Source organism: Buttiauxella cochleicola, from assembly GCF_021283185.1.
Taxonomy (GTDB): domain Bacteria; phylum Pseudomonadota; class Gammaproteobacteria; order Enterobacterales; family Enterobacteriaceae; genus Buttiauxella; species Buttiauxella massiliensis.
In genome coordinates this window covers 148,951-172,732 of record NZ_JAJSOS010000007.1, presented here as the reverse complement: position 1 = coordinate 172,732, position 23,782 = coordinate 148,951, and the positions used below count along the sequence as shown (strand labels likewise).

General features: G+C 51.9%; 21 protein-coding genes and 1 pseudogene. 11 read left to right on the top strand and 11 right to left on the bottom strand.

Features of this window, described 5'->3' with window-relative positions; all coding sequences use genetic code 11:
- Window positions 1–114 precede the first annotated feature (114 nt).
- Window positions 115–1,653, top strand: a complete 1,539-nt coding sequence (gene exaC, locus LVQ76_RS12755) for an acetaldehyde dehydrogenase ExaC (protein ID WP_034460449.1) — start codon at window positions 115–117, stop codon at window positions 1,651–1,653.
- Window positions 1,654–1,714: 61 nt separating this feature from the next.
- Here exaC and selB read toward each other — a convergent pair whose 3' ends face one another.
- From selB to LVQ76_RS12740, 3 genes are all read right to left on the bottom strand, one after another.
- The gene (gene selB / locus LVQ76_RS12750; RefSeq protein WP_232921793.1) at window positions 1,715–3,562 is read right to left on the bottom strand and encodes a selenocysteine-specific translation elongation factor; all 1,848 of its coding nucleotides are present in this window, start codon (window positions 3,560–3,562) and stop codon (window positions 1,715–1,717) included.
- Window positions 3,559–4,947: an L-seryl-tRNA(Sec) selenium transferase gene (gene selA, locus LVQ76_RS12745; RefSeq protein ID WP_232921792.1), complete on the bottom strand. Its 1,389-nt coding sequence runs from the start codon at window positions 4,945–4,947 to the stop codon at window positions 3,559–3,561. The genes selB and selA overlap by 4 nt, the downstream gene beginning before the upstream one ends.
- A gap of 70 nt (window positions 4,948–5,017) precedes the next feature.
- Window positions 5,018–5,626, bottom strand: a complete 609-nt coding sequence (locus LVQ76_RS12740; RefSeq protein WP_232863867.1) for a glutathione S-transferase — start codon at window positions 5,624–5,626, stop codon at window positions 5,018–5,020.
- Between the two features lie 489 nt (window positions 5,627–6,115).
- Between LVQ76_RS12740 and LVQ76_RS12735 the strand changes: the two genes are divergently transcribed.
- The 5 genes and pseudogenes from LVQ76_RS12735 (at window position 6,116) to LVQ76_RS12715 (ending at window position 10,873) form a co-directional block, all read left to right on the top strand.
- Window positions 6,116–8,035 (top strand): PTS mannitol transporter subunit IICBA, encoded by a 1,920-nt coding sequence (locus tag LVQ76_RS12735; RefSeq protein WP_232921791.1) that lies wholly within the window; start codon window positions 6,116–6,118, stop codon window positions 8,033–8,035.
- 111 nt (window positions 8,036–8,146) lie between these two features.
- Window positions 8,147–9,292, top strand: a complete 1,146-nt coding sequence (mtlD, locus tag LVQ76_RS12730; RefSeq protein ID WP_151993750.1) for a mannitol-1-phosphate 5-dehydrogenase — start codon at window positions 8,147–8,149, stop codon at window positions 9,290–9,292.
- Window positions 9,293–9,305: 13 nt separating this feature from the next.
- Window positions 9,306–9,885: pseudogene (mtlR, locus tag LVQ76_RS12725) on the top strand (mannitol operon repressor MtlR).
- A gap of 63 nt (window positions 9,886–9,948) precedes the next feature.
- The gene (locus LVQ76_RS12720; protein WP_232863864.1) at window positions 9,949–10,311 is read left to right on the top strand and encodes a YibL family ribosome-associated protein; all 363 of its coding nucleotides are present in this window, start codon (window positions 9,949–9,951) and stop codon (window positions 10,309–10,311) included.
- A 193-nt stretch (window positions 10,312–10,504) separates the two neighbouring features.
- A complete protein-coding gene (locus tag LVQ76_RS12715) occupies window positions 10,505–10,873 on the top strand; it encodes a HigA family addiction module antitoxin (protein WP_232863863.1) in 369 nt (122 codons plus the stop codon).
- A gap of 53 nt (window positions 10,874–10,926) precedes the next feature.
- On the opposite strand, the gene ghrB is transcribed toward LVQ76_RS12715, so the two are convergent.
- From ghrB to LVQ76_RS12690, 5 genes are all read right to left on the bottom strand, one after another.
- A complete protein-coding gene (gene ghrB / locus LVQ76_RS12710) occupies window positions 10,927–11,901 on the bottom strand; it encodes a glyoxylate/hydroxypyruvate reductase GhrB (RefSeq protein ID WP_151993746.1) in 975 nt (324 codons plus the stop codon).
- A 61-nt stretch (window positions 11,902–11,962) separates the two neighbouring features.
- Window positions 11,963–13,261, bottom strand: a complete 1,299-nt coding sequence (locus LVQ76_RS12705) for an MFS transporter (protein WP_232863861.1) — start codon at window positions 13,259–13,261, stop codon at window positions 11,963–11,965.
- 68 nt (window positions 13,262–13,329) lie between these two features.
- The gene (locus LVQ76_RS12700; protein WP_232921790.1) at window positions 13,330–14,268 is read right to left on the bottom strand and encodes a sugar kinase; all 939 of its coding nucleotides are present in this window, start codon (window positions 14,266–14,268) and stop codon (window positions 13,330–13,332) included.
- A gap of 3 nt (window positions 14,269–14,271) precedes the next feature.
- Complete coding sequence (locus tag LVQ76_RS12695; protein WP_232921789.1) at window positions 14,272–15,021, bottom strand: sugar phosphate isomerase/epimerase family protein; 750 nt, start codon at window positions 15,019–15,021, stop codon at window positions 14,272–14,274.
- Window positions 15,022–15,131: 110 nt separating this feature from the next.
- A complete protein-coding gene (locus tag LVQ76_RS12690; protein WP_232921788.1) occupies window positions 15,132–16,151 on the bottom strand; it encodes a LacI family DNA-binding transcriptional regulator in 1,020 nt (339 codons plus the stop codon).
- A gap of 246 nt (window positions 16,152–16,397) precedes the next feature.
- Between LVQ76_RS12690 and LVQ76_RS12685 the strand changes: the two genes are divergently transcribed.
- Together LVQ76_RS12685 and LVQ76_RS12680 are read left to right on the top strand one after the other, a co-directional pair.
- Window positions 16,398–16,937 (top strand): isochorismatase family protein, encoded by a 540-nt coding sequence (locus LVQ76_RS12685; RefSeq protein WP_232921787.1) that lies wholly within the window; start codon window positions 16,398–16,400, stop codon window positions 16,935–16,937.
- Window positions 16,937–17,854, top strand: coding sequence for a GlxA family transcriptional regulator (locus LVQ76_RS12680; protein WP_232921786.1), 918 nt, complete (start codon window positions 16,937–16,939; stop codon window positions 17,852–17,854). The genes LVQ76_RS12685 and LVQ76_RS12680 overlap by 1 nt, the downstream gene beginning before the upstream one ends.
- Here the strand turns inward: LVQ76_RS12680 and LVQ76_RS12675 are convergent.
- On the bottom strand, window positions 17,851–18,846 hold the full coding sequence (locus LVQ76_RS12675; RefSeq protein WP_232921785.1) for an acyltransferase: 996 nt from the start codon (window positions 18,844–18,846) through the stop codon (window positions 17,851–17,853). The two genes, LVQ76_RS12680 and LVQ76_RS12675, sit on opposite strands and share 4 nt — an antisense overlap.
- Window positions 18,847–18,983: 137 nt before the next feature.
- Here LVQ76_RS12675 and LVQ76_RS12670 point away from each other — a divergent pair, with 137 nt between their 5' ends.
- The 3 genes from LVQ76_RS12670 to glyS all read left to right on the top strand — a co-directional run bounded on the left by LVQ76_RS12670 (window position 18,984) and on the right by glyS (window position 22,535).
- Entirely contained in the window at window positions 18,984–19,301 is a 318-nt protein-coding gene (locus tag LVQ76_RS12670) for a YsaB family lipoprotein (protein ID WP_226812018.1), read from the top strand.
- 243 nt (window positions 19,302–19,544) lie between these two features.
- On the top strand, window positions 19,545–20,456 hold the full coding sequence (glyQ, locus tag LVQ76_RS12665) for a glycine--tRNA ligase subunit alpha (protein ID WP_034460421.1): 912 nt from the start codon (window positions 19,545–19,547) through the stop codon (window positions 20,454–20,456).
- A 9-nt stretch (window positions 20,457–20,465) separates the two neighbouring features.
- Window positions 20,466–22,535, top strand: a complete 2,070-nt coding sequence (gene glyS / locus LVQ76_RS12660) for a glycine--tRNA ligase subunit beta (RefSeq protein ID WP_232921784.1) — start codon at window positions 20,466–20,468, stop codon at window positions 22,533–22,535.
- A gap of 171 nt (window positions 22,536–22,706) precedes the next feature.
- Here the strand turns inward: glyS and uspF are convergent, their stop codons facing one another.
- Window positions 22,707–23,141, bottom strand: a complete 435-nt coding sequence (uspF, locus tag LVQ76_RS12655) for a universal stress protein UspF (RefSeq protein ID WP_151993735.1) — start codon at window positions 23,139–23,141, stop codon at window positions 22,707–22,709.
- A 204-nt stretch (window positions 23,142–23,345) separates the two neighbouring features.
- Window positions 23,346–23,636 (bottom strand): HTH-type transcriptional regulator, encoded by a 291-nt coding sequence (locus tag LVQ76_RS12650; RefSeq protein ID WP_151993734.1) that lies wholly within the window; start codon window positions 23,634–23,636, stop codon window positions 23,346–23,348.
- Window positions 23,637–23,782: the final 146 nt, after the last annotated feature.

Genomic DNA, 23,782 nt, shown 5'->3' with positions numbered 1-23,782 from the left:
ACTCTTAATCAACGAAAAACCAATCCGTGACCTGTGTCGTAAAGCGCTCAAACATTGGCGAAGAATTCACCGCTGGCGACTACGCTTGAGAGTGCAAACGACAAGGAGATTCACATGACAAATAATCCTCCCGATACCCGAATTATCCCGGGCGAGTATGGTTTCCCGCTCAAGCTTAAACCTCGTTACGACAACTTCATTGGCGGCCAGTGGGTAGCTCCTGTCGAGGGAAAATACTACGAAAACCTTACCCCAGTTACTGGGCAACCACTATGCGAGATAGCCAGCTCCAGCAAAGGCGATATTGATTTAGCGTTAGATGCAGCGCATGAGGCAAAAGCAGGCTGGGGCGGTATGTCAGTTCAGGAACGTGCCAATATTCTGCTAAAAATTGCCGATCGCATGGAGCAGAATATTGAGCTGCTGGCGGCGGCTGAGACCTGGGATAACGGCAAACCAATCCGTGAAACCAGCGGTGCCGACGTGCCTTTGGCTATCGACCATTTCCGCTATTTTGCGTCCTGTATTCGCGCTCAGGAAGGCGGGATCAGTGAAGTGGACGGCGATACGGTGGCGTATCACTTCCATGAACCGCTCGGTGTAGTAGCACAAATTATTCCGTGGAACTTCCCACTGCTGATGGCGAGCTGGAAAATGGCTCCGGCACTGGCTGCGGGCAACTGCATCGTGCTCAAACCTGCACGTTTAACGCCGCTGTCGGTTCTGCTGCTGATGGAGTTGGTGGGCGATTTGCTACCGCCGGGTGTCATCAACGTAGTGAACGGTGCTGGCGGTGAAATCGGTGAATATCTGGCGACCTCCAAACGTATCGCCAAAGTTGCTTTTACCGGCTCGACTGAAGTGGGCCAACAGATAATGCAGTATGCGACGCAAAACATAATTCCGGTAACGCTGGAGTTGGGCGGTAAATCCCCAAATATCTTCTTTGCTGATGTGATGGACGAAGAGGACGCATTTTTCGACAAGGCACTGGAAGGTTTTGCGCTGTTCGCCTTCAACCAGGGCGAAGTGTGTACCTGCCCGAGCCGCGCGTTGGTGCAGGAATCCATCTATGAACGCTTTATGGAGCGTGCGATTCGCCGTGTGGAATCTATCCGTAGTGGCAACCCTCTGGACTCACGTACCCAAATGGGGGCGCAGGTGTCACAAGGGCAGATGGAAACCATTCTGAACTACATCGATATCGGCAAAAAAGAAGGGGCTGATGTCCTGACTGGTGGGCGCCGCAAAGCACTGGAGGGTGACCTGAAAGCGGGTTATTACCTCGAGCCAACCATTCTGTTCGGCAAAAATAATATGCGCGTTTTCCAGGAAGAGATCTTCGGGCCGGTGCTCGCTGTGACGACCTTCAAAACTGTAGAAGAAGCATTGGAGCTGGCGAACGATACCGAATATGGCCTCGGCGCTGGTGTCTGGAGTCGTAACGGTAATCTGGCGTACAAAATGGGCCGTGGCATTCAGGCGGGGCGCGTGTGGACTAACTGTTATCACGCTTATCCAGCGCATGCGGCGTTTGGGGGCTACAAACAATCCGGTATCGGGCGTGAAACCCATAAAATGATGCTGGATCATTATCAGCAGACCAAGTGTCTGCTGGTGAGTTACTCCGATAAGCCGTTAGGGTTGTTCTGATATGAGTTGAAAAAGACACGTCTCACTCTGGCATTGGGCCAGGTGAGATGTGTTTATTACGCTATTTCTCGGCCAGGAATAGCGCCTTATCACGCAGTAAATGGTCATTGCCACGGCGGCGGGTAAAACCAATTCGGTCAAAGTATTCGAGAATTTGCACCGCTAGTTTGCGACCCACGCCGAGGCTGTCTCGGAAATCCGCAGCGCTGGTGGCTCCTTGCGTTTGATCCAGCTCGCGGATCAAATTAGCAAAGGTTTGAATCCGATCGTTACGGTAATAACGATCTTTTAAGATCGCAGTCACTAACCCAAGTTGCGCGGCAAAACGCAGTAGCTGACGTACTACTTGTTCATCTTGTTGTGTTTCCCGAGCCAGATCGCGAACCCACCAAGGGTCATCACCAAATAGAGCGTCAATTTTCTCCCAAACTGCCAACTGCTCTGCGGAAAAGCCCGGTTTGTGATGGGGCAGATGTAGCCAGCCTTGTCGGCTCGCGAGTAATCCTTCCTGGCGCATTTTTTCAATCAATGCCAAAACCAGTGGCTCATCTTCGCTTGGTAAAGCCATGCGACGCAGACGCTCACGGCCAGGGCCGGGCTGGTCGTCATGCTGTTGGTGATAACGCTCCAGGGTATCGAGTAGTTTTTGCTTCCAGCGTGCGGCCATTTCCTCGCTAAGCAGGCTATTACCCGCGCGCAGAAAATCGGTTCTGTTTAGCAAATCTTGCAAGCCCTGAGAGATCAGCTGCCGCGCCCAGGCGAAATCAGTCAGCGTAACGGCGCTTCGTTGTAGATGGATATCGAGCGCCTGCGGGTCATTTTCTGCATGTTTAAGCTGTTGTAACCACGCGAGGAAGGCGGGCTGGCGTTTACCGCGGCGTGGGGCGTGCAGAAGAATGGCGCGCGCTCCTGCAAGTGTGACGCGAGCGGATATATCACGCAGAACCAGGCGGTCATTGTCTGCAAGCCATAACGGCGTATCCAGAACCAGTTCGGCGAGGTCATCTTCTAGCAGAGAAATGCGCCCGGTGACATGACTTGCTGCATGGTGGATATGCAGCGGCTGCCATTGTTGCAGCTGTGCATGGCTTTGCAGTTGAACGATCACTCGCTCAACTGGCTGAAGGGGTTGTTCCGCCAGCAGCCAGTCGCCACGTTTGATATCCAGTTTTTCCGCATCGCCGCTAATGTTGACTGCTATGCGTTGCCCGGCAAAAGCGGTGTCGGTTTTACTATTTTGGGCATGCAAACCGCGGACACGCATCGGTTTATCAGCACCGGTTAACCATAGTGTGTCACCAATTTTTACCTCGCCACTTAATGCGGTTCCGGTCACGACCAGACCGGCACCTTTGACGGTAAAAGCACGATCAATAGCGAGACGGAAACGATGCTGGCGAGGGTGTGCACGTTCCGGTAGAGCGAGTAGATGTGTGCGTAGCTCGTCAATTCCTGTGCCGCTGGTGGCTGCTGTGACAAACAAAGCCGCCTCTTGCCAGCCAAATTCACTGAGTGTTTCCAGCACCGCTTCGCGGACTTCATCGATTCGCGCATCACTCACCCGATCGGCTTTGGTCAAGGCCACGGTTAGTGACGGTTTGCCGGTTAATTGCAAGATAGCGAGATGTTCGCGAGTTTGCGCCATCACGCCATCATCGCAGGCGACAACTAACAGCGCGTGGTCGATACCCCCCACGCCTGCCAGCATATTGGCGAGGAATTTTTCATGGCCTGGCACATCAATAAAACCAGGGATGCGGCCATCGGGTTGTGGCCAGTATGCATAGCCCAGGTCGATAGTCATGCCGCGCTTTTTCTCTTCGGGCAGACGGTCAGCATTCACGCCAGTTAAGGCTTGCAGCAGGGTGGTTTTGCCGTGGTCAACATGCCCGGCGGTAGCAATAATCATGGGTTCAGGTTCTCCATGAAACCAGCTTCATCTTCAAGGCAGCGTAAATCCAGCCATAAACGCCCATCGCTGATGCGGCCAATAATCGGTTTTGGTCGTTCCCGTAGGGCTTGTGTGAGCGCGGCAAGTGTTGCGCCACGCCCATCTTTTGGTGTGAAAGTCACAGCTGCACTGGGTAGCCTATCCACCGGCAACGAGCCGCTGCCAATTTGCGATAAACATGGTTCTACGCAAACGGTAAATTGCTCGCCATATTTGCCTTCAAGGGATGGCAACAGGCGTTGTGCAAGCTGTGTGATTTCACTGGCGTTACGGGTTAGCAAACGCAGCGTCGGCAATCGTTCGACCAATGTTTCCGGGTGTTGATACAGGCGCAACGTCGCTTCGAGTGCAGCCAGCGTCATTTTATCGGCGCGTAATGCGCGTTTAAGCGGGTGGCTTTGAATGCGGGCGATAAGATCTTTTTTGCCGACGATAATGCCCGCTTGCGGGCCGCCGAGCAGTTTATCACCAGAGAAACTCACAAGGCTTACGCCTGCAGCGATCAACTGTTGCGGCATAGGCTCTTCTGGCAATCCCCACTGAGTTAAGTCGACCAGCGAACCGCTGCCTAAATCAGTCACAACAGGGATATTTAGCTCATTACCGAGTGCTACCAGTTCTGCTTCATCGACCGCTTTAGTAAAGCCCGCAACCTGGTAATTGCTGGTGTGGACTTTCATCAATAGCGCCGTATTTTCATTCGCCGCCTGGCGGTAATCTTTCAAATGCGTGCGGTTTGTCGTGCCAACTTCCACAAGTTGGCAACCCGCCTGGCGCATCACATCAGGAATACGGAATGCACCACCAATTTCGACCAGCTCGCCACGTGAAACTACAACCTCTTCGCCGCTGGCACATGCCGCCAGCATCAGCAATACGGCTGCCGCATTGTTATTAACGATACAGGCGTCTTCCGCACCGGTCAGTTCGCAAAGCAGGCCCGCCAATGCTCTGTCACGGTGCCCGCGCTCTGCACCATGTAAATCATATTCCAGTGTTACGGGGTAGCGCATTGCCTGAGTCACAGCCTCAATTGCGGCTTCTGCCTGCAATGCGCGACCCAGGTTGGTATGCAGTACCGTGCCGGTCAGGTTAAATACTGGTAATAGGGCGCTGCGCTGGCCTGACTCAAGCTGAAGCTGCGCATGAGCTGCCCAATCGCTGTTCCAGGGCGGCAGGATCTCCTGAGTACGAATGTGTTCCCGTGCCACCTCCAGCATCTCTCGTAAGGTGTTCACCACCTGAGTGTGGCCGAAATGGTGCAGCAAAGTACTGAATGAGGCGTCACGTAACAGTTTATCGATTGCTGGAAGTTGGCTGTACAAGGTGCGATGGGTAGTCATAGCAAGCCGCAGAATGGTGAAATATTGCGATAGTTTACAGGGGGAGTTGCCCCCCTGTCATGGCGGGAGATCATGCTGTTGGCGGTTCAGTACGTGCAAAACTTTCACGTTCGAAAAGTTTCTCCACCAGTTTGACTAAATGTGGGCGATCGACACACCAGCCTGGCGAAACGCGACGGAAATTGAGGTAGCCCACAGCGCATGCCACCGCAATGGTCGCGACGCTTAGGTTTTCCGCATCCAGTTTTTTATCTGCGACGTACTGTTCGAGCAGTGTCAGGCTGCGGCTTATTTTTTCACGTTGGCGTAGTAGTTCCGTTTCAGATTGCTGCTCCGGCGGGCGCTGGCGTTCGCGTACTGAAACCAGAGCCGCGTCCATAATGCCATCGGCCAGCGCTTCTATCTGGCGCATCTGCAGTGCAGCTAATGGATCGCGTGGGATGAGGGCTGGGGCGATATCCAACAGCTCAAGATATTCGGCAATTACCGGTGAATCGAACCAGTATTGCCCATCGCCGGTGACCAGCGCCGGGACTTTGCCCAGCGGGTTGTATTGCGGCGTGGTGCTTTCTGAAGTCCAGGGGTTATCGTTTACAAACTCAAACGTGATGCCCTTTTCCAGCAGGATCACTGAGATTTTGCGCACATACGGGCTGGTGTAATTACCGATAAGTTTCATTACATCGTCCATTTTAATCGACAAAGGGTAAGTATGGATCAGGAAGACTTAAGACGCCTGGGATCCCACGATGTTGTTTGCCGCTGCGCTGTAATTTTCTGACAAAATCCATTCTCTCCCTATGCCCGATTTGCCCTGGATCACACTCGCAAAAATCCACGTAAAATATTTTGTGAATCTCATCACATTTAAATAACAAAGTACCTCTCGTGAAATGTGATGTTAATCACACAAAGGCGTCAATGGTGAGCAAAATTTAGCCGCTGTGTTTTTTTTACACACCAATTATGTGATCTGGATCGCCTGATCATGCCTCACCACACCCTGCAATGAGTGATCTTAGTCACACAAAATCTAGCCTGCTGGACACCTTAACGATTCAGTGCCAGATTTGCGTCACTTAGAGCATCTGGCAGCGTTGCTTGCCACCACATTAACAATAAACCTCGGGCTGCTTTTCAGCGCGTAAACACAATAAGGGGTGTGCGTATGTCATCCGATATCAAGATCAGAGTGCAAAGCTTTGGTCGTTTCCTGAGTAACATGGTAATGCCAAATATCGGCGCGTTTATCGCCTGGGGTATTATCACCGCCTTATTTATCCCGACCGGTTGGTTGCCAAGTGAAACACTGGCGAAACTGGTAGGCCCAATGATTACCTATCTGCTGCCATTGCTCATCGGTTATACCGGTGGTCGTTTGATTGGTGGTGACCGTGGTGGTGTGGTGGGTGCAATCACCACCATGGGTGTTATCGTCGGTGCGGATATGCCGATGTTCCTCGGTGCGATGATTGCCGGTCCTCTGGGTGGCTGGGCGATTAAACATTTTGACGCGTGGGTAGACGGCAAAATCAAATCCGGCTTTGAAATGCTAGTGAACAACTTCTCCGCTGGCATCATCGGTATGATTCTGGCGATTCTGGCGTTCATGGGTATCGGCCCTGCGGTTGAAGTCCTGTCCAAAGTTCTGGCGGCGGGCGTTAACTTCATGGTTGTCCATGACATGCTGCCACTGGCTTCTATCTTCGTAGAACCAGCGAAAATCCTGTTCCTGAACAACGCAATCAACCACGGTATCTTCTCGCCGCTGGGTATTCAGCAGTCCCACGAACTGGGCAAATCAATCTTCTTCCTGATTGAAGCAAACCCAGGTCCAGGTATGGGCGTATTGCTGGCGTACATGTTCTTTGGTCGTGGTAATGCTAAGCAGTCTGCGGGCGGCGCGGCAATCATCCACTTCCTGGGCGGTATCCACGAAATTTACTTCCCATATGTGCTGATGAACCCACGTCTGATTCTGGCCGTTATCCTCGGCGGTATGACTGGCGTGTTCACTCTGACTATCCTGAACGGCGGTCTGGTTTCACCGGCATCTCCGGGTTCTATCCTGGCGGTTCTGGCGATGACTCCAAAAGGTGCGTACTTCGCGAACATCGCAGCAATCGTGGCAGCAACAGTGGTGTCCTTCGTGGTTTCAGCCATCTTGCTGAAAACCAGCAAAGTTAAAGAAGAAGACGATATCGAAGCAGCCGCTCGCCGCATGGCAGAGATGAAAGCTGAATCCAAAGGTGCAACTGCGCCACTGGCGGTAGGTGCTGGTCTGTCTAACGACCTGAGCCACGTACGTAAAATCATCGTAGCGTGTGATGCAGGTATGGGTTCAAGTGCTATGGGTGCCGGCGTGCTGCGTAAGAAAGTCAGCGATGCAGGCCTGAAAAATATCTCCGTGACTAACTGTGCAATCAACAGCCTGCCGGATGATGTTGACCTGGTGATTACCCACCGTGACCTGACCGAGCGTGCGATGCGCCAGGTTCCACAGGCACAGCATATTTCCCTGACCAACTTCCTCGACAGCAGCTTGTACTCCAACCTGACCGAGCGTCTGGTGGCCTCCCATAACCTGAGCGAGAAAGAAGTGAAGGTGATGACCAGCCTGGAAGACAGCTTTGTACCAAGCGAAGAAGGGCTGTTCCGCCTGGGTGCGGGCAACGTGTTCCTCGGCCTGACGGCCACCAACAAAGAAGAAGCCATTCGCTTTGCGGGTGAGCAACTGGTGAACGGTGGTTACGTCCAGCCTGAATATGTTGATGCGATGTTTGAGCGTGAAAAACTGACCCCAACTTATCTGGGTGAAGGTATCGCCGTTCCACACGGTACAGTTGAAGCGAAAGACCGCGTACTGAAAACCGGCGTTGTGTTCTGCCAGTATCCACACGGTGTTCACTTCGGTGAAGAAACTGATGATATTGCCCGCCTGGTTATCGGTATTGCCGCTCGCAATAACGAACACATCCAGGTTATCACCAGCCTGACCAACGCGCTGGATGATGATTCAGTAATTGATCGCCTGGCGAATACCACCAGTGTTCAGGAAGTTCTCGACCTGCTGGCAGGTAAGAAGTAAGTCTCCATTTCCCTCTCCCCAATGGGAGAGGGTTCTGGTGAGGGTGGTCAATACCACAAACCTCCTCACCCGAACCCTCTCGGGTAATTCAAATTTAAGAAGGTGAACGACATGAAAGCATTACATTTTGGTGCAGGTAATATCGGACGTGGCTTTATCGGAAAACTGCTGGCAGACGCTGGTATTCAACTGACCTTTGCCGATGTGAACCAGACTGTGCTGGACGCGCTGAATGCGCGCCATAGCTACCAGGTTCACGTTGTTGGCGAGCAAAAGCAAATCGATACCGTTTCCAATGTTAATGCTGTTAGCAGCATTGGCGATGAAGTTATTACCCTGATTGCCGATGTGGACCTGGTGACCACGGCAGTCGGCCCGGTCGTGCTTGAACGCATTGCACCAGCCGTGGCGAAAGGTCTGGTTCTGCGTCGTACCAACGGTAATGAGAAACCGCTGAACATCATCGCTTGCGAGAATATGGTGCGCGGCACCAGCCAGCTTAAAGCTCATGTCATGAAGGCGCTTTCAGAAGATGATCAAGCGTGGGTTGAGCAGCACGTTGGCTTTGTTGATTCTGCCGTTGACCGTATCGTTCCACCGTCAGAATCTGCCACTAATGACCCGCTTGAAGTCACGGTTGAAACATTCAGCGAATGGATTGTTGATAAAACCCAGTTCAAAGGTGATCTCCCGAACATTCCTGGCATGGAACTTACTGATAATCTGATGGCGTTTGTTGAGCGCAAACTCTTCACGCTGAATACCGGGCATGCTATAACCGCATACCTTGGCCAACTGGCCGGTCATCAGACCATTCGCGATGCGATTCTGGATGAAAAAGTCCGTAGCGTCGTGAAAGGTGCAATGGACGAAAGTGGTGCGGTGCTGATCAAGCGCTACGGTTTTGATGCAGACAAGCACGCAGCCTACATCCAGAAAATCCTTGGTCGTTTCGAGAACCCTTATCTGAAAGATGATGTGGAGCGCGTTGGCCGCCAGCCGCTGCGTAAATTGAGTGCGGGCGACCGTCTGATTAAACCGCTGCTGGGCACTATCGAATACGGTTTACCACGCCAATACCTGATCAAAGGTATTGCTGCGGCGATGCATTACCGCAGCGCGGAAGATCCGCAAGCGCAAGAACTTGAGAAATTACTGGCAGAAAAAGGCCCGCAGGCGACGCTTGCTGAAATCTCCGGCCTCGATGCCAATAGCGATGTTGTGGCAGAAGCGGTGAGCGCATACAACGGCAAATAGTGATGGAAAGCGGGTGCGGCAAGAAGTGGCTGCACCCAATAATACTTTTAGTGATGTAGGCAAAGATGGAAGAAACCCAGGCCTTTGAAAACCGTGTGCTTGAGCGTCTTAATGCCGGTAAAACCGTACGCAGCCTGCTGATCACCGCGGTTGAGCTTCTTACCGAAGCGGTGAATATCCTGGTGTTGCAGGTCTTCCGTAAAGACGATTATGCGGTAAAATACGCGGTTGAACCGTTATTGGATGGCGATGGCCCGTTAGGGGATCTTTCCGTGCGTCTCAAACTTATCTACGGTCTCGGCGTGCTTAATCGCCCAGAGTACGAAGATTGCGAGCTGCTTATGGCGCTGCGCGAAGAGTTGAATCACGACGGTAGCGAATATAATTTTACCGACGATGAAATGCTCGGCCCGTTCGGTGAACTGCACTGTGTTTCTGCTCTACCGCCGACGCCAAAGTTTGTTGATGGCAGCGATCCCGAGCTGTTTGCCATGCAAAAACAGCGCTATCAACAAATTGTTCGATCGACGATGGTGCTCTCTTTGACCGAGCTGATCTCCCGGATCAGCTTAAAAAAAGCCTTCCAGAAGTAAGTCCCTCTCACGCCGAATGGTGTATCCTTGCCAGCAATGAACTTTATTCACGGTTAATCAAAAATGAAAGAAATCGAAAAAGCAGAAATCAAACGCCTGAGCGATCGCCTCGATCTTATCCGTCACGAGATGCCAGAACTGCATCTGATCAACGATGCTGAAAAGTACGCTGAGATGGAAAAAGAGAAAGCGAAACTGGAAATTGAGATCGTTCGCCTGCAAGCGGTGCGTAACCAGAAGCTGAGCAAAGAAGCACAAAAACTGATGGCGTTGCCGTACAAGCGTCCCATCACTAAGAAAGAACAAGCCAACATGGGCGCTCTGAAGAAAGCAGTGCGCGGCCTGGTTATCGTGCATCCAATGACGGCGTTAGGCCGTGAGATGGACCTCGAAGAAATGACCGGTTTTTCTAAGACTGATTTCTAATAAAGTCCGAATTTAAAAAGGGATGATCCTTTAAGGTTCATCCCTTTTATTTTGCTTAAAATTCAGGTTTTGCGAAGCTTCTAAGCAAATGCTGTTGCGCGATGCGGAACAGTAATGGTAGTGTTCCCTACAAGGGAACAGAATCCAGGGTATCATCAGATGCCTGGATCTTAAATTACGAGGACTACCACTAATGAAAATGAAAAATCCCCCACATCCAGGAGCGATTATTCAGGAAGCGCTTGATGAACTTAACGTGAGCCTGCGTGAGTTTGCCAAAGCGATGGATATCGCACCTTCAACAGCAAGCCGATTGTTAACTGAAAAAGCAGCGCTTACGCCTGAAATGGCGGTTAAGCTGGCAGTCGTGATCGGAAGTTCTGCTGATGTGTGGTTGAAATTACAAAATGCTCATAGTCTTGCTGCGGCGGAAAGAGCCGTTGATATGTCTAAATTGCAGGCTTTGCGCGATAAACTTATTCGTTCCTCCGTCCAGGCTGAAACAGGTAAGTTATCTGACGGAGATGAGGTTTTTGATAAGTTAATGCAAGATCTTAATTAAACGCCGATAAATCCGTAGGGCGGACAAGCGCAAGCGTCATCCGCCGCAATACATTACTTCAATACCTGCGGGTTCACGCAGTTCTCTTTCACATTTCCACTCAGCGCCGCAATCAAATTATCCACCGCGCAAGCCGCCATGTTGTATCGAGTTTCATGCGTTGCGGAACCGATATGCGGTAGCGCCACAACGTTCGGCAGGCTGAGAAGTGGCGAGTCCACTGGCAGCGGTTCTTGCTCGAACACATCCAGACCGGCGGCGTGAATTTTGCCGTCTTTCAGTGCCTGAATTAATGCTTTTTCATCGACCACTGGCCCGCGCCCGGCGTTAATCAAAATCGCTGAAGACTTCATTTTCGCCAGTTGCTCCGCACCAATCAGATGATACGTTTCATCGGTCAGCGGCAGGGAAATACAGACGAAATCGGATTCGGCCAGCAGGGTGTCGAGGTCGCAATAACGGGCGTTAAAGCGCTCTTCCGCTTCCTGATGATGGCGACGTGCGTTATACAAAATCGGCATGTTGAAGCCGAAATGCGCCCGTTGTGCCAGCGCCAGGCCAATGCGGCCCATGCCGAGAATCCCCAGCGTTTTATGGTGCACGTCGATGCCAAACCAGTCCGCGCCAATACCGCCTTTCCACTCACCGGCTTTCACGCGTTCAGCCACTTCCACCGCGCGGCGAGCCGTCGCCAGCACCAGCGTCATCATGGTGTCCGCAACGGTTTCGGTGAGCACCGTTGGCGTGTGCATCAGTACAATTCCACGCGCATTCAGGGCATCGACATCAAAATTGTCATAGCCCACGGACACCGTCGAAGCCGCACGCAGCTTAGGAGTGTGGGACAGAAACTCTTTTCCGACCGTTTCACTGGAACCCAAAATCCCTTCCGCATTAGCGAAAACATCCGCGTTTTTTTGGAGATTTTCAGCACTCAGTGAACTGACTTGAGTGACGGTAAAGTGACTTTCAAGACGGGCAAGCAGGTCGTCAGGTAACTTTTTGTAGAGGATGACGGACGGCTTCATGGCGTTCTCCGTTGAACAGTTTAAAAATCGCCGGGCGGTATAACGACCGCCCGACTTGAAATTAGGCGTGGTGTGCTCTCACCGGAACTTGTTGGTTTATCGCCGGTTTCACTATCAGAGTTAGCCACACCGAGGCAAGCAATGCTACCCCCATAAATACATAGGATGCGGCCGGGCTGCCGGTTGCGCCATTAAGGTAACCAACAAACCAGGAGCCAACAAACGAACCGAGAGCGCCCATGCTATTAATTAATGCCATCGCGCCACCGGCAACGTTGCGCGGCAGCATTTCCGGAATAATCGCGAAGAATGGGCCATAAGGTGCATACATTGCAGCACCAGCAATCACCAGCAGAGTGTAGGAAACCCAGAAGTGATCGGCACCTACCAACCAGGAGCCGAGGAATGCAAACGCGCCAATAAGCAGTAATGGCCAGACAAAAAGCTTACGGTTTTGCATTTTGTCCGAGGCCCAGGAGACAACAATCATGGCAATTGTCGCTGCCAGATACGGCACCGATGACAACCAACCAACTTCAACCATTCCCATGCCCGCGGCACCTGCGTTACGGATGATTGATGGCAGCCATAGCACGAATCCATATACGCCAATGCTCCAGCAGAAATACTGCATGCAAAGCAGCACAACATTACGCGAGCGGAAGGCTTCGCTGTAATTACGTACCGCTTTAATCCCTTCTTGTTCTTTCTCAAGTTGCGCCTGCAACGCCGCTTTTTCAGCATCAGATAACCAGCCAACCTGGGTCGGTTTATCTTTTACCAGCACCCACCAGGCGAATGCCCAGATGACCGCCGGAATACCTTCAAAGATAAACATTTCGCGCCAGCCGAATGCCTGAATCAGGTAGCCGGAAACGACAGACATCCACAGCACCGTCACCGGATTACCAAGAATTAAGAAGGTGTTAGCCCGCGAACGTTCAGATTTAGTAAACCAGTTGCTGATGTAAATCAGCATTGCTGGCATCACGGCGGCTTCAACTACGCCGAGGATAAAACGAATCGCCGCCAGCGCTGGAATGTTGCTGACCATGCCGGTTAATGAGGCACAAGCACCCCATAAAATCAGGCAGACAAAGATCAGTTTGCGTACGCTGCGGCGCTCGGCGTACATCGCCCCTGGGATCTGGAAGAAGAAATAACCGAGGAAGAATAGTGCTCCCAGCAGCGACGAAATACCTTTAGTGATGCCGAGGTCTTCGTTAATGCCTGCGGCGGAAGCGAAACTAAAGTTGGCACGATCAAGGTACGCCAGGCTGTAGGTGATAAACACGATTGGCATGATGTACCACCAACGTTTTGGCGCGATTATCTTTGATGAAAGGGACTGGGTTTTCATAGGCAAGCCTCTATGTTGAGGAGAGACGCATCATGCCGAGTGTAGGGCACAGCTGACGCAATCTTAGTTTATTCGCCAAGCGCCGCTCGGGTGGGTAACCCTTCGCTATCGCCGATGACTTGTATCGCCAGTGAGCCGATTTTATTACCGCGGCTAACTGCTTGTGGTAAGGATTTTCCTTCGAGCAGGGCGCTTATCACCCCTACGGCAAAGCCGTCGCCAGCGCCAACGGTGTCGACAACATTCTCGACCTTCACCGCATTTACTGCGCCTTTCTCGCCAGTGGCAGTTTTAAACCACGCTCCGTCAGCACCGGTTTTCAGCACCACGGTTTTCACGCCGTGGTCGAGATAGAAATCGGCAATCGCTTCCGGGGTTTTGTGGCCTGTCAGGATTGCGCCTTCGCTCAGGCCCGGCAGAACCCAGTCGGCCTGGAAAGCGAGTTTATTCAACTGCTTCACCATTTCCGCTTCGCTTTTCCACAATACCGGACGCAGATTCGGGTCGAACGAAATCGTTTTGCCTTTTTCTTTCATCACTTTCGCTGCGTGATTGAGCAGTTCTAATGAGCTGGCAGAAAGCGCTGCCGCCACGCCGCTCAAATGCAGATGGCGTGCCGAACAAAAGTACTCTTCGTTGAAATCAGCAACAGAAAGATGGCTGGCGGCGGACCCCTTACGGAAGTATTCCACAATGGGATCGGTTCCATTTTCTGCTTTAGATTTAAGCTGGAAGCCTGTTGCGTAGCGCTCATCGGTAGTCACGCCGTGGCTATTGATCCCCTCTTTTGCCAGTTGTTGTAGTACGTAGCGGCCAAAAGAGTCATTGCCCACACGGCTAACCCAGCCCACGTTCAGCCCAAGGCGCGCAAGCCCGGTGGCGACGTTCAGTTCTGCGCCCGCGACCCGTTTAACAAAAGACTCTGCGGCGGCTAAATCGCCGGTTTCCTTTGCGACAAACATCGCCATCGCTTCACCAATGGTAATGACATCAAGTTGTGTCGACATCGCTTACTCCTCGCGTAATAAATTGACGTAATGACGGGTTACAGCCGTCAAATCGCGGCCTTCAAGCGGGAACTCAATCCCACGTGGTGCATCTGCTGGCAGACTATTAAGCAGTTCCAGCCAGCGAGGTTCGGCATCATCGAGCGCAATCGCCCGGTAGTGATAATGGTGCGCTACGGCGGCTTTCACGTGGATATAACTGACCGACGGTGCAAGTACGCGTGCCGCAGCTTCTGGCGATTCTTCAACCCATAGCCAATTGGCCATATCAAAAGTGAGCGTCACAGGAAGGTTTAGCACATTGCAGGCGGCCTGGAAGCGTTGCATTGGAGCAAGTTTGCCGCTGCTGGTCTGGTCATTTTCCACTACCAAAGCCACGTCGCTTTGTGCCAGCCACTGCTGCAAAACAGAGAACTGCTGGCTGCCGCGAAAATGGCCGAGTGAAAGTTTCAGCCAGCTTGCGTTGAGTTGGTGAGCTTCAAGCAGCAAAGAAGGGATCAGCGGATTGAGTTTGCCGTCTTCCACAAACAGCGGTTCCGGCGCGGAATAACAGGATTCTAGTTGATGGTCGGCGATTTGCTGCGCCAGTTCTGGCAATGCATCAAGCTGAGTGCGGCTAAACAATTCGCGACGGATTTCCACGCCGTCAGCTCCGGCATTGGCGATAATTGGCAGCAGGGCGTGTTGCCCGCCTAGTGCTGCGATGCGGTCATGCCCGTAAGCGGCAGTGACGACAATAATTTTTCTCGGCATAAAATTCTCCGGCCTGGCTCATCTAACTAATATAACTATTACGCTAGATGGAACCGGTTCCAAAGAAAAGCCAGCAGTGTCTAATTTATGATCGCTATCACGAACATTGATTAACGGGTGGTGGAGCCGCGAACGATTAATTCGCCAGAAAAGACCTGCTCATAAACGGTGTCACTACCGCCTTCGATACGCTTTACGACTTGCTCGAGAGCAGCGTAACCAATCTGCCAGGTCGGTTGTTTTAGCGTGGTGATGCCAACACCCGCAAGCTCGGCCCATTCGAGTTCATCAAACCCCAGTAGGCCAATATCGGAGCCCCAGTGCAGGCCGATACGCCGCAGGGAGCGGGCCACCTGAAGTGTGAGTGCGCCGTTTGCGGAAATCACCGCTTTACGCATTCCCCGATGGCCGGAATGGAACTGGCGCAGCGTGTTATCCATCAAATCGGCTTCATGCAAAGGCACTTCGGCGTTTTCGGCGACAATACCAGGATAGCGTTTGAGCGTTGTGCGGAATGCTTGCAGACGTTCGCGGCGAGTGTTCACCGTGCCAAGTGGTTCGCTCAGAAATAGAATGGCTTCAAAACCCTGTTCTACAAGGTGTTCGGTTGCCGTGGTTGCAGCCTGAGTGTTATCCAGCCCGACCACATCACAGGCAAAATCCGGGATTTTCCGATCGATAAGCACCATCGGTAGGGCGGATTGTTGCAGGCGATTTAACCCTTCTTCGCGCATACCTACGGCGTTCACTACGATGCCTTCCACCTGATAGCTATGCAGCAAATCCAGGTAATGTAGCTCCTGATCCACTTCGTTATTGGTGTTACAGACCAGCGGCGTAAAGCCTTTTTCACGGCAGGCCGCTTCTATGCCGCTTAGAACATCGACAGAGTAGGGGTTGGTGATATCGGCGATGATCAGGCCAATTAAGCGTGTGCGCCCACGTTTCAGGCCGCGAGCCATCTGGCTTGGACGGTAATCGAGTTCAGCAATGGCGGTTTCGATGCGCAAACGTAAGTCGTCAGACAGGACATTTTGCTCGCCGTTAAGATAGCGGGAAACACTGGTTTTACCGGTCTTTGCCGCTCTTGCGACGTCGCTTATCGTTGGGCGCGCTGCCTTGCTGATCATGGTTTTCTCCGAAAGGTTTCAGGCTGGAGAGTAACACAGTTTATAAGGGCTGGTGGATGACGCTGGCGCTTATCCACTCTACAAAGGCTTGGTGTTTCGTAGGTCGGATAAGCGTTAGCGCCATCCGACACAATCTCAAAGATTTCATCTGGTCCTATTTCACCCTCACTCTGTCCGTTTTTGGTATTAGCAACTACGCTAACCCTTGTCACAATGGGTTCATACCCAGTGATTAGGAGTCCGAAAATGTCCCGTTCCGCTCTGATTAATATCGACACGCAGCAATCTTTTTTCCATCGTGAATACTGGCAAGAAGATGACTTTCCGGCATTCCAGCAAGCCATTTCGCAGCTGATTTCCGGCTGCCAGGATTTGAAAATACCGGTGGTGGATATCTTCCATGTTGATGATGAAGGCCCGTTCTCGCTGGCTTCCGGCTACGTTAAAGCGATACCTTTCTTGCAGCACCACGCTGATGTCGCGTTCCAGAAACACGTACACAACGCGTTTACCGATACCGGCCTCGATCTGTGGCTGCGCCAGCGTGACATTAACCACCTGATTATCTGCGGTATTCGTACCGAACAATGTTGCGAAACCACCACGCGAGTGGCGTCCGATTTGGGTTATCGTGTTTCATTTGTTAGCGAAGCGATGCTCACCTTCCCGATGAGCTGGAAAGGGGTTACGCTGGATACGCAAACTCTGCGTCATCGCACGGAAACCGTGCTGGCAGGGCGTTTTGCGCAAATTCAAACCGTTGCCGAGTGCCTGGAGTCTTTATAATGAGTATTGGGGTCTGGTTCGTTGTGTTGCCTGGTGTTCTGTCTCTTGACCTGAGCGGCCCTGCGGAAACGCTGGTGTTGGCAGGTGATGCATTTCATCTGCATTTCATCGGCCCGGACCCACAAGTTACTACTTCCATTGGGCTCGATTTTTCCGGTATCGAACCGCTGCCGGAAAGTTTCCCGGCAGGTAGTTTGCTAGTGTTGCCGGGCGTTTGCGATTCGAATCGCTATTTTGATACGCCACAGGCTGAAGCGGTGCGCCGTTGGCTGACGCGCCTGCAACCGCAAATTCACAGCCAGCAACTCAACTTAATGTGCGTCTGTTCCGGTTCGCTGCTGGCGGCGAAAGCGGGGCTGATGAATGGCGTGCAATGCACCACTCACCACGATGTGCTGGCAAGATTGCGCGCAGCAGCGCCCACCGCGCAGGTAAAAGAAAACCGCATTTTTGTCGAAGACCGGGGCATCTGGACCAGCGCCGGAATCACGTCCGGGATTGATCTCTCGCTGCATCTGATTAACCGCTACTGCGGCCCGAAAGCCGCACTCGACGTGGCGCGTGAAATGGTGGTGTGGTTTCGCCGTTCGGGTGATGACCCGCAATTATCGCCCTGGCTGCGCTATCGCAACCACATCCACCCGGCCGTGCATCGTGCGCAGGATTTGTTGTCAGCCGCACCGGAATCGGCGTGGGATGTGCAGGAAATTGCCGACAAAGTTCACGTTAGCTCACGCCATTTATCACGGCTTTTTCAACAGCATTTGGGGATTTCAGTGCGGGATTATCTCGAGCAGTTGCGCCTGGCAGTCGCCGAACAGCGCTTATTGCAGGGGCAACGCATGGAGCAGGCGGCCATAGCTGCTGGTTTTTCTTCGCCCCGCCAGTTGCACCGTGCCCGCGCCAGGAATGCTTAGCTCACCCATTTTCGCGTATCCAGCCGCTGTAATCCCATGGACAGCAGTAAACTTCCTGTGAGTGTTGCGCCGAAAATCCACAAAATGTCGAGGACCGGCGAGCTGGTTAGCTGATAACCGTGAGTGCGCAAGAAGTGAATAATTAACGCATGGAAGCCGTAAATCCCTAGCGAATGCTGAGAAATTAAAGCCAAACCCGGCAATGGCCTGTTATTAAGGCAGTTTTTTACCACGACCAATAAACTAATCGCCGCGATAAACACCAGCGGCCCGCAATAAACATAGAAAGTATCGGCAAAATTACCGTTCACTTCTAACTGGTGGCGCGTGCCGGTCGAAATCGAAAAAATACACAGCGCAAAAATTCCCGCCGCCAGCCCGCTAATCCAGCGTTTATCCGTCTCATACATGCCAATCGCGCGGCCCAGCAGGCCATACAACACGTAATAAAACGTATCGCCGCGAATATATAAATTAATCGGCAGCCATTTCACCCCGCCCAGCGTCTGCGGCACGGTATTCGGGTTGGCGATAACACCGAGTAAAACCATCAGCCCCAGAATCACCATCGCATTAACCTTTTTCACCTGAATCAACGGTGAAAGCAGGTATATCACCATGATCGCAAAGAAGAACCACAGGTGATAGAACATTGGTTTTTGCAGGATATACCGCAGCGAAAGCCCAGCGTTGATAGGGGTGAGCAACTTGATATAGATAAGCGCAACTATGCTGTAAAACAGCAAGCATGTGACGATACGCAAAAAGTGGCGTTGTTGTGCGCTGCGCTCACCAAAAAACAGATAACCTGAAATCATGAAAAACAGTGGAACGCTGACGCGAGAAGCAGAATTGAGTACGTTCGACAAATCCCAACTAAATGGCGTGACAATATTGGCGTTAGTGATGTACCAGGTTGTGGTGTGGATCATGACCACCATAAGGCACGCAATCCCGCGTAAATTATCAATCCAGTTAATTTTCTGCTGCATTCGTTCCTCTGGTGTTTTAAGCGGGTATTAATCTGAGTTTGCGTAAGCACCCTTGTAAGGTGTCATGCGGGTTTGCAGAATGCTCAATACCTGTTAATTATTGAATAACAGAAAAGATTTTAACTTACAGATAACTAATGATGATGCCAAAAATAAAAAATAGCCGCTGGGCTCTCGTTTTTTGCGTTCTGTTATTGAGCGCTTGCAGTACACCAGAGCAACAACCGCAATACGCGCAAGTCGCACAACACCCTATTGTTGAAGGTGATGCGATGATTGAAACCTGTCGGCAGGAAGCTGCATATCGTTATAACACCCGCGAGCAACAGATTAGCGTTGTCGATTTTAAGCAGTATCAGGGTAGTTATGAGATTCAAGGCAGCACTGTTCGCCGGGAAGGGTTTACCTGCTCATTCGACGAAAGTGGTCAATTCTTACACCTTTCGACGACATAAAGCCGCAACACAAGGCAAACAGCCGGATATTACGCGTGTATTCAGGCTGTATACATGCCCTCAACAGGTACACTCGTCACCCTTCAAGTTGCCTCTGCGTTGGCTGCCTTCACTCACCCCAGCCGCTTAGTCTACTAAGCTCCAGGGGATTCATTCAGTTGCCGTCTTGATGCAACTCGAATGGTTTTGAGTGTATACTGACCGCTTCCCTTTTTAACCCTCTCGAACGCGTGCGAAATCAACATGCAAAAGTTTGATACCAAGACCTTTCAAGGCCTGATCCTGACTTTACAGGACTACTGGGCGCGCCAGGGCTGCACCATTGTTCAACCTTTGGACATGGAAGTCGGCGCCGGCACCTCTCACCCAATGACCTGCCTACGGGCTTTAGGGCCAGAGCCGATGGCGACTGCATATGTGCAGCCATCTCGCCGTCCTACCGATGGCCGTTACGGTGAAAACCCGAACCGCTTACAGCACTACTATCAGTTCCAGGTGGTGATCAAGCCTTCTCCTGACAACATTCAGGAGCTGTACCTTGGGTCGCTTAAAGAGCTGGGTATGGACCCAACTATTCATGACATTCGCTTCGTAGAAGACAACTGGGAAAACCCAACGCTGGGTGCCTGGGGTCTGGGCTGGGAAGTGTGGCTCAACGGTATGGAAGTGACTCAGTTCACCTACTTCCAGCAAGTTGGCGGCCTGGAATGTAAACCTGTTACCGGTGAAATCACTTACGGTTTAGAGCGTCTGGCGATGTACATCCAGGGCGTCGACAGCGTTTACGATCTGGTCTGGAGCGACGGCCCGCTGGGTAAAACCACTTATGGCGACGTGTTCCATCAGAACGAAGTTGAGCAATCAACTTATAACTTCGAACACGCCGATGTGGATTTCCTGTTCTCCTGCTTCGAGCAGTATGAGAAAGAAGCGCAGCACCTGCTGGCGTTGGAAAACCCACTGCCACTGCCTGCTTACGAACGCATTCTGAAAGCTGCGCACAGCTTTAACCTGCTTGATGCCCGTAAGGCCATCTCGGTTACCGAACGCCAGCGCTACATTCTGCGTATTCGTACTCTGACTAAAGCCGTGGCCGAAGCCTATTACGCTTCTCGTGAAGCGCTTGGCTTCCCGATGTGCAATAAGAACAAATAAGAGGCTGCCATGTCTGAAAAAACTTTCCTGGTGGAGATTGGCACTGAAGAGCTGCCACCAAAAGCCCTGCGCAGCCTGGCTGAATCCTTTGCTGCAAACGTTACTGCGGAACTGGATGCGGCTAACCTCGCTTACGGCGAAGTAAAATGGTTTGCAGCCCCACGCCGTCTGGCCCTGAAAATTTCTAATCTGGCGGAGTCTCAGCCTGACCGTGAAGTTGAAAAACGTGGCCCGGCTATCTCTGCGGCATTTGACGCAGAAGGCAAACCAAGCAAAGCCGCTGAAGGCTGGGCTCGCGGTTGCGGGATCACCGTTGACCAGGCTGAACGTCTGGCGACGGATAAAGGCGAATGGTTGATGTACCGCGCCCACGTTAAAGGCGAAAGCGCACAAGCCCTTCTGCCTGCGATGATTGCCACCGCGCTGACCAAATTGCCGATTCCAAAACTGATGCGTTGGGGCGATAACAACACCCAATTCGTGCGTCCGGTTCACACTGTGACCCTGCTGTTGGGTGACGAAGTGATTCCAGCGAACATTCTGGGTATCGCATCTGACCGTGTGATTCGTGGCCACCGCTTTATGGGCGAGCCAGAATTCACCATCGACAATGCCGATCAATACCCTGAAATTCTGTTCACCCGCGGCAAAGTCATTGCCGACTACGAGCAGCGTAAAGCGGTTATCAAAGAAGGCGCTGAAGAAGCGGCTCGCAAGATTGGCGGCAACGCTGACCTGAGCGAAAGCCTGCTGGAAGAAGTGACATCTCTGGTGGAATGGCCGGTGGTTCTGACCGCGAAATTCGAAGAGAAGTTCCTCGCCGTTCCTGCGGAAGCGCTGGTTCACACCATGAAAGGTGACCAGAAGTATTTCCCGGTTTACGCCAACGACGGCAAATTGCTGCCGAACTTTATCTTTGTTGCCAACATCGAGTCGAAAGACCCGATTCAGATTATCTCTGGTAACGAGAAGGTTGTGCGTCCGCGCCTGGCAGATGCCGAGTTCTTCTTCAACAGCGACCGTAAAAAGCGCCTCGAAGACAACTTACCGCGTCTGGAAACCGTTCTGTTCCAGCAACAGCTCGGTACGCTGCGCGACAAAACTAACCGCATCGAAGCCCTTTCAGGCTGGATTGCTGGCCAGATTGGCGCAGACGTGAACCACGCAACGCGCGCCGGTTTACTGTCTAAATGCGACCTGATGACCAACATGGTGTTCGAGTTTACCGACACCCAGGGCGTGATGGGCATGCACTATGCGCGTCATGATGGCGAAGCAGAAGATGTTGCTGTTGCGCTCAACGAGCAGTATCAGCCGCGCTTTGCGGGTGATGCACTGCCGTCTAACCTGGTGGCCTGTGCTGTGGCAATCGCCGATAAAATGGATACCCTCGCGGGCATCTTCGGCATTGGCCAGCATCCGAAAGGCGACAAAGACCCGTTTGCTCTGCGTCGTGCAGCCCTTGGTGTTCTGCGTATCATCGTTGAGAAAAACCTGCCGCTTGATCTGCAAACTCTGACCGAAGAGGCCGTGCGTCTTTACGGTGATAAGCTGACCAACCAGAAGGTTACCGACGAAGTCATCGACTTTATGCTGGGCCGTTTCCGCGCCTGGTATCAGGAAGAAGGCCACAGCGTGGATACCATCCAGGCCGTGCTGGCTCGCCGTCCAACTAAACCTGCAGATTTCGATGCGCGCATGAAAGCGGTTTCGCACTTCCGTACCCTGGAAGCAGCGTCAGCTTTGGCCGCTGCGAACAAGCGTGTTTCCAACATTCTGGCGAAGTCAGACGAAACGCTGCAAGACCACGTGCGTGCTTCGGTCCTGAAAGAAGCGGAAGAAATGGATCTCGCCCGTCAGTTGGTTATCTTGCGCGATAAACTGGAGCCATTCTTCGCTGAAGGCCGCTACCAGGAAGCGTTAGTAGAACTGGCTGCGCTGCGTGAACCGGTCGATAAATTCTTCGACAAAGTGATGGTTAACGCAGAAGACAAAGAGCTGCGTATTAACCGTCTGACGCTGCTTTCCAAACTGCGTGAGCTGTTCTTGCAGGTTGCGGATATTTCTCTGCTGCAATAAGTTCTCTGCTGTTTTAACGAACCCGCTCCGGCGGGTTTTTTTTCGCCTGAATGTTTACGCTTGTTTATCAATGGGCTAGCTATTTATTAGACAGGTTGTCGCGATGCTAATCCGGCCAGGGAAAAAATATGCCATTAACCTCAAACCCCGCAGCGCGGGGTTTTTTATGATTCAGCGAACCACGAGTACTGAGCATTTTGCATGGCGAACTACGGCGGCAGCGTTTGAGCCAAGAAGATAGGTAGACATGCTTGGGCGGTGGGAGGCCAGAATAATCACATCGGCGTCAATGTCATCGGCCAGTTGGAGAATATGATCTTTCGGCGAACCGCTCAGAACATGCTTTTCAATCCGATCTTCAGGCAGGTTAAATTTAGCCACTATTTCGCTCAGCGATTCCATGGCGGCAGCTTCCCTTTCCCTGGCATCTGGTGCAATCGAGGTATAGCCCAGGCCGTAAGCGGCAAAATAGGTATAGTCAGGGATGACGGCCAGGAAGTGGATCGTGGCATCGTCCTGCTTTGCATACCCTTCTACATGGGGGATAACCTGCTGTGTCAGCTCTGTTTCGGAAATATCGATAGGAACCAGGATTTTCTTAGACATACAACCTCCTTTTGCTTTACGTGTTAATAACCCTCATTAAGTTATGGATTAGATTTGTGATTACGGGAGTGACACAGGTCAGATTTTCGAGCATTGCCGTTTCGTTTCATACTATTTACGTAGCTTTCAAAACGACAAACCCCGCTCAGGCGGGGTTTTGGTTAACAATTTTGGGACAAGGCAATCAGAGTACAAAGTACAAAATCATTCCATCAACTGCTTACTGATCGTTGGATTCGCTTGCATTAAGCGCATCAACTTCAGCTCGGTATTGGAGGGTCTGAGTCGTTTTGATTCCCACTCCTGTACCATTGAAACACTCACACCCATTGCGCGGGCGAAATCATCAATCTTAAGCCCGGTACTTTTTCTAAGTTGTTCAAATTCAGAAAATGCATTGGGCTTATCATTAAGTGCCATCGTTTGATGCTTATCTTTAAAAACAATCTGCTCAAGGTTACTTAGCAGCTCAAACATTGGATCTTTGTATTCCATCGAGAACTCCTCATAAATCACACATCGACCTCGTGAACGGTAAGAAGCCTATTAAGAGTAGTTGGAAAAAAAGCGTGCCGATGGTTTTCAGGCTAACTATTTTCTTGCAGCGTCAGGCTTATGCGTTTCAGCAAAAAAACTAAGCG